The sequence below is a fragment of the Helicobacter sp. MIT 05-5293 genome (genome assembly GCF_000765665.2).
Classification (GTDB): Bacteria; Campylobacterota; Campylobacteria; order Campylobacterales; family Helicobacteraceae; genus Helicobacter_C.
Map to the genome: position 1 here is coordinate 76,255 of NZ_JROZ02000002.1, position 14,141 is coordinate 90,395.

A 14,141-nucleotide genomic window follows, 5' to 3' on the forward strand; every position below is an offset into this window, starting at 1 on the left:
AAGAAAATTGATAGCATAATTTTACCTTAAAAAGTTTTCTGTATATTGGAGAAGTTAAATTTGAGTGTGTTTGTCAAGAATGCGTCTCTTGCAACTCAAAAAATCATACATACCCTTAAAAACATGACCCCCGACCTCTATGTGTATCATCAAAAGGGAGCGGGAGGCGATGTGAGTATCGGTGCAGATTTAGTGAGTGAAAAAATCTATATGGATTTTTTGTTGCCTCTAGCACATATTGATTCTGAAGAGAGTGGGAGAATCCTTTCGCCTAGTCAAACGCAAGATACGATCATTTTAGACCCTCTTGATGGGAGTGATAATTTTCTTTCACATATTCCTTATTATGGCTCGTCTTTGGCGTTATGTGATGAAATGGGTAATGTCAAAGAATCTGTCGTATTTAATTTTTGCACAGGAGAGGGGATTGCTCGTATTCATCAATCCAAAAAGTGCTTTCGATTCTGTATTGATGAGATTCTGAAGGGTGATTTTGCAGCTAACCTCCTTGCCTTGCAGCAAAAGGATCATTTTTCAGAATCTGTATTGGGAAATGTAAAATGTGGCATTTTTGAAAAAGCTTATGTAAATCCTCATTTTGCACATCTGCTTTATGAAAATAAGATAAAATTTCGTTCTTTAGGTGCGAGTGCATTATCAATTGCCAATGCACACCGTGCCAATTTTATGCTTTTTTTAGGTAATATTCGTGCATTTGATAGTAAAGCAGGCATATTTTTATGTGAAGATTTGCATCATAAACACACCGCGGATTATCTACTTATAAGCAGAGATAAGCATATTTTTGATATGATTCACCAACTTTTATTAAAGGAGCAATATGGGCTTGGGAAATTTTTTTAAGGGCAAAAAAGAAGATACGAGGCTTGAGAAGAGCGAAACTCCTAATCATTGGCTGAAGTGTCCTAGCTGCAATGCAATGATGTATTTTAAAGAAGTATTTTCACAATCCCATATATGCCCTAAATGTAATTATCATTTTAAAATTTCTGCTGAAGAAAGATTAGAGCTTTTGTGCGATAAAGATACTTTTATCGAGTATGACAAGGATTTAAAACCCATTGATCCGTTAGAATTTGTAGATAAGAAAAGCTACAAAAAGCGTGTGCAAGAAGGAGAGGAAAAGACAGGACGCCCAAGCTCGGTGATTGCAGGAGAGGCTTTTATTGATGGCGTAGAAATGCAAATTGTGCTTTTTGACTTTGCTTTTATGGCTGGAAGTTTAGGCTCTGTAGAGGGTGAAAAGATCGTGCGTGCGATTGATAGAGCGGTTATGAAGCGTCAAAGTCTTGTGATTTTTTCTACAAGCGGTGGAGCGCGAATGCAAGAATCAACTTTTTCTTTAATGCAAATGGCAAAAACTTCTGCTGCGCTCAATAAACTCGCTGATGCAAAATTGCCTTTTATTTCGGTTTTGCTTGACCCGACATTTGGAGGTGTCAGTGCTTCTTTTGCATTTTTAGGAGATATTATTATTGCTGAACCGGGCGCGATCATTGGTTTTGCAGGACCACGCGTCATCAAGCAAACAATCGGCGCAGATTTGCCCGAAGGATTTCAAACAGCTGAATTTTTGCTTGAACATGGGTTGATTGATATGATTGTAAATCGCAAGGAGCTTAAAAAAACCTTGAGTGATCTAAGCAGAATGCTTAATCCCAGCTATGCAAATCAACATTTATTCTATCAGTAAAAAAGATTCTGCATACAAAGCATTAGAAGATGAATTTGTTACCAAATGTCAGCAGTTTGGAGCGCAAATGCAAGTAGTAGATTTATTGCCCAAAAATGTGCTTAATGCGCAAAAAATTTCGCCCCAAAAAGCACGAGAATCTTACACTGATGCTTTCACAAAATATCTTTTGCCTCATGCTTTTAATCTTGCCTTTCACCCCAATGCCAAATGTCTAGATTCTTTGCAATTTGCGGAGGTTATCCAATCGCACAGCCATATTCATTGTTTTATCGGTGGGGCTTATGGGTTGGAAGATACTTTTTTGAAGCAATGTAAGGTTTTGAGTTTAAGTCCGCTCACTTTTAGCCATAAAATCGCAAAAATCATTGTGTGTGAGCAAATGTATCGGGCACTTAGTATTTTGCATCAGCACCCTTATCATAAGTAAATAACAAGGAGGTTATATTGATAGATTATAGTTTTTTTGAATCGCTGTTAAAAGAGCGTTTGCACAAAATATGTCAAAGTATTGATACAAAAAATAGTCGTATTAAAAGCATTCAAGATACACATTTTAAAGATGAAAACGATATGGTAAGCGCATTTTTGCAAGGGAATCTTGCTATGAGTGTTATTGATTTGTATCATGCAGAAATGAGTGATATTCAACGCTCTTTGCAAAAGATTAAAGAGGGCGTGTATGGCATTTGCGAAATGTGCGATGATGAAATTGATGTCGAGCGGCTAAAGGTAAAGCCTCACGCAAAGTATTGCATCAAATGCCGAGAACTATTTGAAAAAAATCAAAAACAAAAAGGATAACAATGAAGTTGAAATATTATGCTCTTTTTTCATTCGTATTTTGCTTGATTTTGGGATTATATATTTATAGTCTTGAGAGTGAATCTTATACTTATGTATTGCCATTTAATGAGATTTCTATTACTTTGCCTGTGGCAGTTTGGATTGTAGGAATCATTGGATTATTTTTTGTCTTGACTTTGGCATTTTTTGCGTCTGCATGGGCAAAAGATATGCTTGAATCTTATCATCGCAAACATGATTACGATAAGCTTTTGACGCAAATCAACGAGCAAGCACTCAATCAGCCTATCAAAAATCGTATTTATAAACGCAAAGCATTTGGCGATCTTTCTAAGATTCTGCAAAGATTCTATCTCAAACCTCGATTAGATTCTGCGGAGAGTTTTAATCACAAAATCGATACGCTTTTTGAAAATTATAAAGATGTGATGAGTGGCAAGGTCGTGGATTTGAAGTCTTATCGCTTGAGCAAGGATAATAAATTCATCATTCAGAATCTTAAAAATAAGATTAGGGCGAATTACAAAGTGGGATTTAATATCTTGCATGAGAATGAATCTGAAGAGCTTAAAAAGTTTGCGTTTCTTGAGATTCTTAAAAATGCTGATTATAAGGAGTTTGAAAAACTTTTATCGCAAATGCCTGAACTCCCGCTTGATAAGCCTATTGTCAAAGAAATATTGAAAATCTATCTCAAATACCCCCAAAATATCGATAATGAGAATCTCTCAAAAGCATGCAAAAGTGTGGGATTTGATGCAAATGATTATCTTCAATTTGCACGCGATTCTCAAGGTATCCTTTCTCCTGATAAATGGATACGACTTTTTGAAGAATGTGCGGATAATGACGAGAATGCAGAAATGGCAGTGTTTTATGTGTTTTTTGAGTTAGAAATGCTTGATAAGGCAAAAGAGCGACATCGTTCTCATATCAAAGGTGAATATAAGCTGATTGATGCTTATTTTGATCTCAAAAATGCAAACAAAAACTATCCCTTTGATATTTTCTTGATTAAAGCTTAGGCTTTGAGAGATTCTAGAAAGCTTGCATAAAGCTTTTCAAGATATTCGATTTCTTTTTTGCAGTCGTCATTATTGTGCGCATTTTCCAGAATCTGCATACGCTTAAAGAGATATTCAAAAAGTGCCTTATCAATATCGGGCAGTTTATTGATAGCACTTGCCTCTTTTGATTGCCCTTTGATGATCACTTTTGCAGGAATCCCCACAGCAGTGCAATCTTTAGGCACATCTTTAATCACGACAGAATTTGCGCCGATTTTTGCATTTTCACCGATGACGATATTTCCTAGAATCTTCGCACCCGCACCAATCACAACACCATCACAGATTGTCGGGTGGCGTTTGACTTTATTAAGATTTGTCCCGCCAAGACTTACCCCTTGATAAATGGTTACATCATTGCCGACTTCAGCAGTTTCACCAATCACAACACCAATAGCGTGGTCGATAAAAACTCTTCTGCCGATTTTAGCAGCTGGGTGAATATCGACATTTGTCAAAAACCCTGTAAGCCCCATGATAATACGAGCAATTGCCTTAAATCCGCGATTATAGATTCTGTGAGCGATACGATAATGCACAAGTGCTATCAAGCCAGGATAATTAAAAAATAGCTCAATTTTACTATTGATTGCAGGATCTTTTTCTAAGATAATCCTAAAATCTTCGCGAATGATACCCCAAAAACCCATTATTCACCTTTGTTGGTCGCGATAGTGCGTAGATAACCATTTTCACTAAGCATTACATAGAGCATGCCAAGCATTTCCTTTTTGCCCTCTTCGTCAAGATTCTGATTGTCTTCGATATGTTGTTTCAGTCGCCGTTCAATATCTTTTGTGTCATAATCCAAATCATCAAGCACATCAAGGATTGTTTGTGCTTCTATCAGATGTGTAAGCTCATAGCCTTTATTCAAATCATCGTCAAATTCGATACTAAACTCTGTGGGGTGTGTGAAGAGATTGTGCCGCATTCCAAGCACTTCTTGATAAGCTCCTACAAGGAAAAACCCAACAAAATATTCTTCTTTAGTAACATCGACATCGTGCAGGAATAAGGGTTGTGTGGCATTAAAAGCAATTTCTCCATCAGAATCACAAGTAATATCCCATAGGCTTGCACTTCGATTAGGTCGGCGATTCAGTCGGTCAAGAGGCATCACAGGGAAAGGTTGTCCTAATCCCCAATAATCAGGCAGACTTTGGAAAAACGAGCAGTTGAGCAAATATCGTTCTTGCACTTGTTCTTGGATTTGTAAGATTTCATTGTGATTCTTGTATTTAAGGAGTTTGATTACTTTTTTGATGAGTAAATGCACAAGCACTTCGGTATTGCTCCGATCTTGTAAATCAATATAGCCTAAGTCAAAGAGTGTGAGCAAAGATTCCATATGGTCGAGACTATCGTGGAGGCATTCGATGGCGTTTTTTTCTCCAATCGTGTTGTAAAGATCAAAAAGCTCTTCAATCAAAGGTGGATTTTTCTCTTTGAGTTTTAAGGCTTTTTCATCGTATTCATGCGAGAAAAGCTCTAAAACGGGGGCGATTAAGACTGCATGGCTTGCCGCGATAAAGCGTCCAGATTCTATAAAAATGTCAGGTTCGGGTTCTTTTTTGTTTTTCATAATTTCGCGTAAAGAAAACACGACATCGCCGCTAAATTCGCTCAAGTTGTAGTTACGATGATTTTTACCCTCGTGTTGGGTGTATTCGACAGCTAATCCCCCACCGATATTTACGCATGTGAGATTCTTTGCACCTTTTTTGCGAAGCTCTGCGTAAATATTGCCCGCTTCACGAATGGCTTTTTTAAGCGGAGAAATATCGCTGATTTGACTGCCGATATGAAAGTGTATCATGGTAAATTTGTGCAAAAGATTTTCTTTTTCAAGCATATTGATAGCCTCTAAAAGCTCGGTGCTTGTCAGTCCAAATTTGGAGTTAATCCCACCGCTTTTTGCCCAAATACCGATACCTGTGCTATGGAGGCGGATTCTAAGTCCGATATTGGGATAGGGCTCACCCATTTCTTTTGCCACTTCAATAATCGTTTCTAGCTCGTTTAACCCCTCAATCGTAAGTGTAATATCGTGTCCCATATTTGCAGCGTTAAAGCCTAAAGAAATCATTTCTTTATCTTTGAATCCATTGACGGTGATAGGCGAGTGTTTGTTAGTGTAAGCCATAGCTAAAATAAGCTCTGATTTACTTCCTGCTTCTAATCCGTAGCATTTATCTTTACTTTGTTCGACAAGAGGAAGGACAAAATTAGGCATTTGATTGACTTTGAGGGGGAAAACAGCCTTAAATTGCCCTTTGTAAGAGTATTCTTTGATAGCGTCTTCAAAGGCGTTAAAAACTTTATCGACTTGATTGCGTATCAAATGAGGGAAGCGCAATAGCAAAGGACCTTTATAACCCTTTTCTCTTGCTTCTTGCACAATGTCAATGAGGGCGGGTTTGTTTTTGTGATTAACCTTGACTTTTCCGTCTTGGATAATAAAATCATTATTGCTCCAAAAATTAATCCCATAATCTACCATTTTGTTCTCCTCATATACAAATTGAAGTTTGAATTATAGCACTTTGGGCTATACTTTTAAGCGTAAAAATACAAATTTTATCATTTATCGAGGTAAGATGAATAAAGAAAGATTAACGACACCTGCGACAAAATCCCCCACGCTTGACATCAATGAGCAAGATTCTAAGAATGGCGGTGAGCTTTTATTTTTAGAAGATTTTTGTGAAGAGATGATGCGCAACGGGTTGATTGCTAAGGATTTATCACATTATATCTTAGAAGTGGTAGCTGTGGATTCTGATTCTATGCGTATGATCAATGCAGAATATAGGGGAAAAGACCAAACTACCGATGTGCTAAGTTTTCCTTTGGAGGATTGGCTCTCTGCTTGGACGCAAGAAAATGCTCAAGATTCACAGAATCTGTGTGATTATGATGCAAATGAGGAGAGATTAGCAGGAATGCAGCCTTGTTTGGGAAGTGTGGTGATTAATGTCGAGCTTGCCAAAAGTGTCGCAAATAGGCTAGGGCATAGTGTGCAAGATGAGATAGCATTACTTTTTGTGCATGGGTTTTTGCATATTTTAGGCTATGATCATGAAGTCGATAATGGTGAGCAAAGGGCATTGGAGCAAGAGATTATAGAATCTTTGGGTTTAGGGGAAAGCTTGATCGTGCGTGTGGAATCTACTTAAATCACGAAAATTTCGTTTTATCTTAAAACGAAACAAAGATACATTTTTTGTCTTTGTTTTTTTGGTGAAACAATTGACAATTGCCAAGCTTTTTGGGGGACTTGATACACCCCCCATTTTCTACTTACTCCCTATTATTCATTTCATAAAAGATTTTTTTTCCATAATCTAAACCTTTTTTAAAGCTATCACCATTCACATTTTGATTAACAAAGATTTTCACATTATCTTCAATAAATTCCTTACATAGCCCACCAGCAACTTCTCCAAGAGATTTAAACTGCTCACTATTTAGTTTATTCCCTTTGGCAAACATTTCTCCTGCTACTTTATCAGTTACATTAAGAAAACAATACGCATGTGCTATCCCCAACAATAAACTTTTATCAACAAAAGAGTCGTGATCTATAGAGACATTATTAATATCAACTTCTTCACCATAGCAACCCAAAGCCAACAATCCAGCCAATACAATAGCTTTAATTTTCATTCCATACTCCTTTAAAATGGTATTTCGTCATCATTAATATCAATAGATGGCATATCGTTTTTTGCATCATTAAGTTTTTTCAAAAACTCTTCGCCACTGATAATAAATATAAGAACACTTTTGTATTGATTAAAGTCAAAATCATTTTATTTATCTTGGCTCTATTGACCCATCATAAGAAAGCTTTACCATAAAAGATTCTTATAACCATACCTTGCTAATATTTATAAAAAGTCTTTGAAAAACTCCTCTTTAAGCCATTGTTTCATCTCATCGTTGCGTTTGATGATAGATTGTTTATTGATATTTTCTGGATTGAAACTCCTTACAAATGGCAGGGCAGATTTGCTATAAGCCTCTCTTTTTTCAGAATCTGATCTGTCTTTACCCTCGCTGTTTAATCGCTTTTCAAGTGAAAGAAAATTGCCATAAGTGTGGATATAATTTCCTAAATCATCTTTATTATCAAACTTTTTGTTTTCGATTATGTCTTTTTTGTCTTTATCGAAAACACTTTGAGAAATAATATGTTCTTGGGTTTGGGTAGTTTTTTTGCCATTGTCTTCATTGGTTAAAAGATTTCTTAAATGTCCATCATCAATCCCCCTACATTCTTTTTCGATAAAAAGATAGTGAAATACTTTTTTGTGTGTTTGATTAAAAGTATGTTGCACAAAATCATTAATATTACTCTCTACGACTTTTAATCCTCTAATGTAATCTTTTATAGATTCTGTAAGCAGCGTAGTATTTTTGTCTTGGTATTTTTCGATTAAATCATAAGACTTTTTATATTTTCCATTCATTTTAATCAAAATGCAATCTGTTTTGGCAAAAAGTCTTATCATCTCCTTATCAAGCTTTTGATCGATTTTTAGGCGTATGAGTATTGTAATACATCGGATTAAGGTTTTCAATCATGATTGTTTTAAACAACTCTTCATTTGTGTCAATCTCCTCAAGTATGTCAAGCGTAGCTTGGAAGAATGCCTTAAGGTCATCACTATAATCATTTAAAAACATTTTAAGCAACGCCTTGTTTTGAGTTTTGTCTTCTTGAGCAAGGTCTTTGATAGCCTTTTTAAGTTCGATATAGTGATTTTCAGCAGATGCTTTATACAAACCTAAGTATTTCATACCCTCCGCAAAATTCTTTTTGCTCGCAAGGTGATAGCGAAACACATCACATTCAATATCATTAATTTAATTTGATTGTGTCGCAAAAATTGTTGAACGATAGGGGTGAGCAAATATTTGCGAAGAGAATCTAAAAATTTCTCCAAAATTTTGATTAATCTTAGAATCAAGCTTATCATCAACACAATAGCGATTAGAATAATAAATCAAAAGAGATTTGAGTTTATCCAAAAGTCGCAATGGCACACCCCGATCATTCACACTTTGAAAGGTGCGGATAGCTGCTCCCACATTGTGTTCTTTGAAGCATATCAAGCGCATATTGATAAGCTTTGTGAAGTAGCTATCAGCTTCCTTTGAATCAAAAACTTTTATTTTGCCAAGTATGCAGTTAAAAACATCATAGAGGTTGTTTTGTCCTTGAGTGGCTGGTTTTATATCGAGTTTGCCTTTGCTTGGGAGATGGGCTTGATTGCTAGATTCTAGAATCTGTCTAAAAAATTCTCTATTACTCTCGCTCACTTGGAGTTTGTATGTCTTTTCTTTGTAATCTTCATAAAGAAATCCTTTACCAATGTGGTCTCGTTTTTCTTCACTTAATTTTTCCCACAATGCAAGAAGGAGCATAAAAGTGGTAGTAAGCCTTTGCTGCCCATCAATCACATCAACACTATTTTGATTTTGATTGTTGGGAGTTACGACAATTGTGCCCAGAAAATGCCCCTTATCTGAATCTGTGTTTTCTAGCTCTATACTTTCTTTTAAATCTTCCCACAATTCCTCAAAATTTCTTATCTCCCACGCGTAGTCTCGCTGATACGAAGGGATTGAAAACAAATGATATTCTCTAAAAATTTTTTCTAATGTGCTATTTTCGCTCATTATTTGCTCCTTGTTAGCCTATTCTGATGCTTTTTGGCATAAAATTAATTTTCTTCAAATCCATTTATAGCGGACTAGCCAATCTTTGTAAGTTGTTTGCTCAATTATTACTTATTCTTTCGGTTATGCACCGCAAATCAAAAGTTGATTGTTGATTTTATTGAAGTTATCACTTTTGATGCCTTTCCACACAAGAAACAAATCCACAATTGCCCAAATAAAGCCTATTACTATAAAACATGTCAAAAATTTAATAATCCCTAGTCCTATATCGCCTTTGTAATATCTATCTACGCCAATCCAGCCAAACATAAGTCCTAGTATAAGCCCAATAATAGGGCTTTTGAGCTGGAGCATATTAAAGCTTGCGATTCTTTGCTCATCGGTGATTTTTGAAAGTCTGCCTTTGAGTAACTCAAGAGATTCTTTAGGCACTTTGCCTTCCCAATTCCCCGCTACAAGTGAGGCTTGAATGACATTATTTGATTCTTGAGATTGATTTTGTGTATTTTCCATATCTTATCCTTGGATTTTAATTTAAAAACGAGCATTCTATCCCCCCCCCCCCGTTAAAAATAGCTTAAAAGTTTGGAGAATCTGTGAATGTGAGTGTTGATAAGTCGTGATGTGTCTTTGTGGATTGTGGGAATTCTAAAAGAATCTACGGCGGTTTTATGATACTAGCTCTTTCCATACTTGAAGTGCTTTTACGCTGATTTCTTCATCAATCACGCTTAGCCCAACACCCTCGCACATTATGCGTAAATGCCGCATTTTGTGAGTGTATTGCATTGTGCTTAATGGGTAAAACATATTATCAAGCCATACATATATCGCCCAAAAAAGCATTTCACTTGCCGGTTTGGGATAGGCGACATTAAGTGAGCCATCAGCGTTTCCCTCTTCGATAAAAGATTCTAAAATGGGGCAGATATTATTGTGCTGAAGTCGGTGAGTGATTGCACGAGGTGAGCTAAAAATCGCACTGCAATTGCGAATCAATGCCTTATGTTTAGCGATATGTTCTAAATGTTGTAAAATGATTGCTTGAATCTTATTTCTACCATTGTTTTGGGAGTGTTGAATGTCCCAAAGTGCGCTAGCCCCCTCCTCATAACGCGTCAAAATAGCTTCTAAAATATCTTCTTTGTTTTTGAAATGATGGTAAATTGCCCCTTTGCTCAAGCCAAAATGTGCTAGTTTATTGACAATATCTTGCATTTTGACGGATTCAAAACCATAGGTGCTGAAAAGATTGAGTGATATATCAAGGATTTTTTGTGTGGTTTTTTTGGGTGTTTTGCTTTGCGACATCTTGTGTCCTTTATGAAAAATAAGGCTTATATTCTAACATACTAAATACAAACAAAAGTATGTTTATAAACTTATAGCTGCGTAATATTAGTTATTGTAAGATTCAATATATCGTTCTAAAATAATACAAGCACTCAAAGAATCTATCTTGCCATCTTTTTGTGCTTTTGCACGCGATTGTTTCTTCATATGTAATGTGTCTCTAAAAGCCTCAATGCTTGTGTAATCTTCATTGATATAAATAATTTCACCTTGAAACTCAAGCAAGTCGATAAAATGTTTAATGCGTTTTTCCATTTCGTGTGCTTCATGTGTGGCTTGGTCATTGCTAGGCAGTCCTACGACTAAATGTGTGATATGACGAGAGTAAAGCACAGAGGCTAGTTCTTTTGCTGCTTGGTTGCGATTTTGACGCAAAATAGGATCTAAAGGCAAGACGATGCCTTCAACAAATGCGGCTAACCCTATTTTCTTTATGCCGACATCACAAGCAAGTGTCAGGGACAGATTCTTATTCAGAGGCTAGCTCTTTGTAGGGATTTTCTTAAAGGTTTGTTGTAAAATTAAATCAGACATAATTTTAGTATCCTTGTTAAGTATTAAATAAAATTGCTATTATAATGGGTTTGTGTTAATTAAAAACTCAATTACAGCACACGAATACCGCCAGATTCTCGGATAATCTTGCCTTCTAGTTCGTATTCATAAAGCTTATCTCCAAAACGCGCAAATGCTTCTTCAAAAGAGGGATTATTTTTGCAAAATTGCAGAATCTCATCATTTTCTTCATTATGAGAAGGGTTTATACCAAAGATAGAGGCAACAAATGAAGATATATCATAAATTGCCTGCGCTTTGCCTTGTGCTAAAAGGCTGTTTGTCCCCTCACTCTCTCCAATCCGATGAGGCAGCACATAAAGAGGTTTTCCGAGTTTTTGGGCAATCAGTGCGCTTTGCATAGAGCCGCTGTGAAGGTCGGCTTGAGGGATAATCACATATTCGCTCAAGGCGATGACAAGGCGATTACGTTCTAAGAAGCTATATCGTTGAGGTTCGTAAGGAGATTCATATTCACTTAACACTAAGGCGCGTTCCATCATTTGCCGTATCATTTTGGCGTTGTTTTTGGGATAGATAATATCAAGGCTTGAGGGTGAGAACATAATAGTATGCGGGAAAGCATGTGTGTGTGCAATAATATCCACGCCTAAAGCCCCACCACTGACGATTATACCTCCCATTTGTGTGATTTTATGGGCAAGGGTTGCAACGAAAGTTTTGGTGTAGGGATTGGGTTTGCGTGTGCCTACAATGGCGATTTTGTGAGGGGAATCAAGCAATTTATCATTGCCCTTAAAGAAAAGTTTTGAGGGAGGATTTTTCAGAATCTTCAGCGATAGAGGGATTTCATTGAGCGTTTGCATAGAATCTCTCTCGCGTGTAATGAGTGATTGCCTGTGATGAGAGGTAAGATTCTAACTCTTTGGGCGTAACAAACTCAAGTGCATGGTTTAGCTCATCACTCATTTGCTTGAGAGCCTTAAAAGTGCTTGTGTGTGGGTGGCAAATCGCAATGATATAGCCTTTCTTTTGTGCTTTTTGGATTGCAAGTTTGAGTTGGGCTTTTGTGTGTGTCGTGGAAATCTCATTATCCAAAAATATATCCCTTTGCATAATTAAACGCTTTTGCTGATGAGAAATTTTCTCGCTTGCAGGGTGAGGTGTCGTAACACTATCGATAAATTTTAAACCTAATTCATCAAAAACACTTAAGAGATTAAGCATATCTTTTTCACTTTGCGTAAATTTGCTTCCTGTGTGATTGTTGATATAAAGTAGATTCGGAAAATCTTGCTTAATCTGTGCGATGATTGCGTAGATATTATCTTTGCTTGTGCCTACCTTGATAGGCTCTAATTCTTTTTGTTCAAAATTTTGCGCTTCTAGTGGGAGATGTATCATATAAAAGGCATTTTTTTGTGCGATTAAGGGAGTTTTGGGATTGTATTTTGTTTTCGGAAAGATTGAGGGGATAATTTTTAGCGGCAATGATTGAATCTGTTTGATTTGTGAGGCATTTTGAATATCGTCCATAATCAATAGAATCTTTGGTTTGTTAGAGATTGTTGGATTCTTTAAAATCGTGTTGTCTTGGGTTTGATTGGCATCATTTGAGTGTGTAGGCGATAAAGATTCTAAAAAAATAAAATTATCTGCATGTAGAGAATAAAGCTTTTTAAATCCATTGACAATGGGAATTTGCGGCGTTTGATTGGGTGATTCTAAAGTGCTGGAAGTATCGATGATAGAATCAGCAATGCTTTGAATAAAAATAATCCCTAAAAGTAGAAATACCCTTACAAAACGCACACTATTTATCCCCAAGTGTGATTTCTACTTCAAGGGTGCTGATATTTTGATTACTATTAGTGGTGATATTGACTTGACTTGAGCGTGTGTATTTATACACGACTTTTAAAATTTCTTCTTGCATTTCTTCTAAGTAGGGAATATTTGCCGTTCTTTCATGGGCAAGGACGATTTTTAACCGATCTTTGGCTGTTTGTGCGCTTTTAGAAGAACGGAAGATTCCCATCATTGAAATATCCTTTTGAGAGTATTTATCACACCTTCACTCTCAAGACTTTCAAATGCTACTTCTTGCCCTAAGATTCTTTTAGCAATGCGCGCATAGGCTTTGGCACTTGGGCTTTGTGTATAGATGACAGGCTCGCCTGAATTGGTCGCGGTGATGATTTTACTATCTTCTGGAATAAGCCCAATCAAAGGCAATGCAAGAATGCCTAGCACATCATCTTGTGAAAGCATTTCACCTTTTTTTACAAGGTCAGGCTTGATGCGATTGATGATGATATGTTTTTGCACTTCCTCGTTATTTTGGGCTTTATGAGACTTAGCATCAATGATGCCAATCACGCGATCACTATCACGCACGGAGCTTACTTCTGGTGTTACGACAATCAAAGCTCTATCAGCCCATAAAATCGCATGTTCAAAGCCCCCTTCAATCCCTGCAGGCGAATCAATCAAGATGTAATCAAATTGTGCGCGTAATTCTTCTAAAAGCTTTCGGACTTTTTCTTTATCAAGGATTGTTTTGTCTTTTGTTTGAGAAGCAGGGAGAAAATAAAGATTCCGTGTTTTTTTGTGCATAATCAAGGCTTGCGAAAGGTTACATTTGCCTTCCATCACATCAATCACATCATAAACGATACGATTTTCTAGCCCAAGCAACATATCAAGATTGCGTAAACCAATATCAAAATCCACCGCTACGACTTTTTTGCCACTTTCTTTTATTTCTTCTGCAATACCCACAGCAAGATTAGCAGTAGCAGTAGATTTGCCTACACCTCCTTTACCCGAAGTGATAGTGATGACTTCTGCCAAAGATACCTCCAAAATGAAAATAATTAAAATTACTTTTTAAAATCTCAAAAGACTAAATGCAAAGCGTATTGTATATTTTTAAACTTAAAATTACACTTGCAAAATGAATTTAAATGATTTTTGCTTTGTGTTTTTGGGAT

General features: G+C 36.5%; 19 protein-coding genes. 6 read left to right on the forward strand and 13 right to left on the reverse strand.

The window, feature by feature from the left end:
• Positions 1 to 45 precede the first annotated feature (45 nt).
• From LS68_RS04915 to LS68_RS04935, 5 genes are read left to right on the forward strand one after another with little or no spacing between them, the layout of a single operon-like run.
• Positions 46 to 864 (forward strand): inositol monophosphatase family protein, encoded by an 819-nt coding sequence (locus tag LS68_RS04915; protein WP_241993686.1) that lies wholly within the window; start codon positions 46 to 48, stop codon positions 862 to 864.
• Positions 842 to 1,714 (forward strand): acetyl-CoA carboxylase, carboxyltransferase subunit beta, encoded by an 873-nt coding sequence (gene accD, locus LS68_RS04920; protein WP_034373728.1) that lies wholly within the window; start codon positions 842 to 844, stop codon positions 1,712 to 1,714. Before LS68_RS04915 ends, accD begins: the two co-directional genes overlap by 23 nt.
• A complete protein-coding gene (locus tag LS68_RS04925) occupies positions 1,686 to 2,144 on the forward strand; it encodes a 23S rRNA (pseudouridine(1915)-N(3))-methyltransferase RlmH (RefSeq protein ID WP_034373731.1) in 459 nt (152 codons plus the stop codon). Before accD ends, LS68_RS04925 begins: the two co-directional genes overlap by 29 nt.
• 17 nt (positions 2,145 to 2,161) lie before the next feature.
• Positions 2,162 to 2,518, forward strand: coding sequence for an RNA polymerase-binding protein DksA (gene dksA / locus LS68_RS04930; RefSeq protein WP_034373734.1), 357 nt, complete (start codon positions 2,162 to 2,164; stop codon positions 2,516 to 2,518).
• Positions 2,519 to 2,520: 2 nt separating this feature from the next.
• On the forward strand, positions 2,521 to 3,546 hold the full coding sequence (locus LS68_RS04935) for a hypothetical protein (protein ID WP_034373737.1): 1,026 nt from the start codon (positions 2,521 to 2,523) through the stop codon (positions 3,544 to 3,546).
• Here LS68_RS04935 and cysE read toward each other — a convergent pair.
• Positions 3,543 to 4,238: a serine O-acetyltransferase gene (gene cysE, locus LS68_RS04940; protein ID WP_034373740.1), complete on the reverse strand. Its 696-nt coding sequence runs from the start codon at positions 4,236 to 4,238 to the stop codon at positions 3,543 to 3,545. The two genes, LS68_RS04935 and cysE, sit on opposite strands and share 4 nt — an antisense overlap.
• Entirely contained in the window at positions 4,238 to 6,091 is a 1,854-nt protein-coding gene (gene speA, locus LS68_RS04945; RefSeq protein ID WP_034373744.1) for an arginine decarboxylase, read from the reverse strand. Before speA ends, cysE begins: the two co-directional genes overlap by 1 nt.
• Before the next feature lie 211 nt (positions 6,092 to 6,302).
• Here speA and ybeY point away from each other — a divergent pair, with 211 nt between their 5' ends.
• Positions 6,303 to 6,767, forward strand: coding sequence for an rRNA maturation RNase YbeY (gene ybeY, locus LS68_RS04950; protein ID WP_034373759.1), 465 nt, complete (start codon positions 6,303 to 6,305; stop codon positions 6,765 to 6,767).
• A 124-nt stretch (positions 6,768 to 6,891) separates the two neighbouring features.
• On the opposite strand, the gene LS68_RS04955 is transcribed toward ybeY, so the two are convergent.
• The 11 genes from LS68_RS04955 to minD form a co-directional block, all read right to left on the reverse strand.
• Complete coding sequence (locus tag LS68_RS04955; RefSeq protein WP_034373747.1) at positions 6,892 to 7,257, reverse strand: hypothetical protein; 366 nt, start codon at positions 7,255 to 7,257, stop codon at positions 6,892 to 6,894.
• 224 nt (positions 7,258 to 7,481) lie between these two features.
• Complete coding sequence (locus LS68_RS04960; RefSeq protein ID WP_052100518.1) at positions 7,482 to 8,105, reverse strand: HNH endonuclease family protein; 624 nt, start codon at positions 8,103 to 8,105, stop codon at positions 7,482 to 7,484.
• Between the two features lie 7 nt (positions 8,106 to 8,112).
• Entirely contained in the window at positions 8,113 to 8,394 is a 282-nt protein-coding gene (locus LS68_RS04965) for a hypothetical protein (protein ID WP_138091132.1), read from the reverse strand.
• Between the two features lie 66 nt (positions 8,395 to 8,460).
• The gene (locus LS68_RS04970) at positions 8,461 to 9,276 is read right to left on the reverse strand and encodes a DUF262 domain-containing protein (protein WP_034373750.1); all 816 of its coding nucleotides are present in this window, start codon (positions 9,274 to 9,276) and stop codon (positions 8,461 to 8,463) included.
• A 123-nt stretch (positions 9,277 to 9,399) separates the two neighbouring features.
• On the reverse strand, positions 9,400 to 9,792 hold the full coding sequence (locus LS68_RS04975) for a TM2 domain-containing protein (protein ID WP_034373753.1): 393 nt from the start codon (positions 9,790 to 9,792) through the stop codon (positions 9,400 to 9,402).
• A gap of 156 nt (positions 9,793 to 9,948) precedes the next feature.
• Complete coding sequence (locus LS68_RS04980; RefSeq protein ID WP_138091135.1) at positions 9,949 to 10,590, reverse strand: TetR/AcrR family transcriptional regulator; 642 nt, start codon at positions 10,588 to 10,590, stop codon at positions 9,949 to 9,951.
• 87 nt (positions 10,591 to 10,677) lie between these two features.
• On the reverse strand, positions 10,678 to 11,091 hold the full coding sequence (ruvX, locus tag LS68_RS04985; protein WP_052100527.1) for a Holliday junction resolvase RuvX: 414 nt from the start codon (positions 11,089 to 11,091) through the stop codon (positions 10,678 to 10,680).
• Between the two features lie 146 nt (positions 11,092 to 11,237).
• Positions 11,238 to 12,014: a DNA-processing protein DprA gene (gene dprA / locus LS68_RS04990; protein ID WP_034373843.1), complete on the reverse strand. Its 777-nt coding sequence runs from the start codon at positions 12,012 to 12,014 to the stop codon at positions 11,238 to 11,240.
• On the reverse strand, positions 11,998 to 12,960 hold the full coding sequence (locus LS68_RS04995) for a divergent polysaccharide deacetylase family protein (RefSeq protein WP_052100528.1): 963 nt from the start codon (positions 12,958 to 12,960) through the stop codon (positions 11,998 to 12,000). The genes dprA and LS68_RS04995 overlap by 17 nt, the downstream gene beginning before the upstream one ends.
• Before the next feature lies 1 nt (position 12,961).
• Positions 12,962 to 13,195 (reverse strand): cell division topological specificity factor MinE, encoded by a 234-nt coding sequence (gene minE / locus LS68_RS05000; protein ID WP_138091138.1) that lies wholly within the window; start codon positions 13,193 to 13,195, stop codon positions 12,962 to 12,964.
• Complete coding sequence (gene minD / locus LS68_RS05005; protein WP_034373846.1) at positions 13,186 to 14,001, reverse strand: septum site-determining protein MinD; 816 nt, start codon at positions 13,999 to 14,001, stop codon at positions 13,186 to 13,188. Before minD ends, minE begins: the two co-directional genes overlap by 10 nt.
• Between the last annotated feature and the right edge of the window lie 140 nt (positions 14,002 to 14,141).

Excerpts from the sequence above, each read along its gene's own strand:
- accD (WP_034373728.1), top strand. The coding sequence starts at position 842 with ATGGGCTTGGGAAATTTTTTTAAGGGCAAAAAAGAAGATACGAGGCTT.
- LS68_RS04925 (WP_034373731.1), top strand. The coding sequence starts at position 1,686 with ATGCAAATCAACATTTATTCTATCAGTAAAAAAGATTCTGCATACAAA.
- LS68_RS04935 (WP_034373737.1), top strand. The coding sequence starts at position 2,521 with ATGAAGTTGAAATATTATGCTCTTTTTTCATTCGTATTTTGCTTGATT.
- cysE (WP_034373740.1), bottom strand. The coding sequence starts at position 4,238 with ATGGGTTTTTGGGGTATCATTCGCGAAGATTTTAGGATTATCTTAGAA.
- speA (WP_034373744.1), bottom strand. The coding sequence starts at position 6,091 with ATGGTAGATTATGGGATTAATTTTTGGAGCAATAATGATTTTATTATC.
- ybeY (WP_034373759.1), top strand. The coding sequence starts at position 6,303 with ATGATGCGCAACGGGTTGATTGCTAAGGATTTATCACATTATATCTTA.
- LS68_RS04955 (WP_034373747.1), bottom strand. The coding sequence starts at position 7,257 with ATGAAAATTAAAGCTATTGTATTGGCTGGATTGTTGGCTTTGGGTTGC.
- LS68_RS04960 (WP_052100518.1), bottom strand. The coding sequence starts at position 8,105 with ATGATAAGACTTTTTGCCAAAACAGATTGCATTTTGATTAAAATGAAT.
- LS68_RS04965 (WP_138091132.1), bottom strand. The coding sequence starts at position 8,394 with ATGAAATACTTAGGTTTGTATAAAGCATCTGCTGAAAATCACTATATC.
- LS68_RS04970 (WP_034373750.1), bottom strand. The coding sequence starts at position 9,276 with ATGAGCGAAAATAGCACATTAGAAAAAATTTTTAGAGAATATCATTTG.
- LS68_RS04975 (WP_034373753.1), bottom strand. The coding sequence starts at position 9,792 with ATGGAAAATACACAAAATCAATCTCAAGAATCAAATAATGTCATTCAA.
- LS68_RS04980 (WP_138091135.1), bottom strand. The coding sequence starts at position 10,590 with ATGTCGCAAAGCAAAACACCCAAAAAAACCACACAAAAAATCCTTGAT.
- dprA (WP_034373843.1), bottom strand. The coding sequence starts at position 12,014 with ATGCAAACGCTCAATGAAATCCCTCTATCGCTGAAGATTCTGAAAAAT.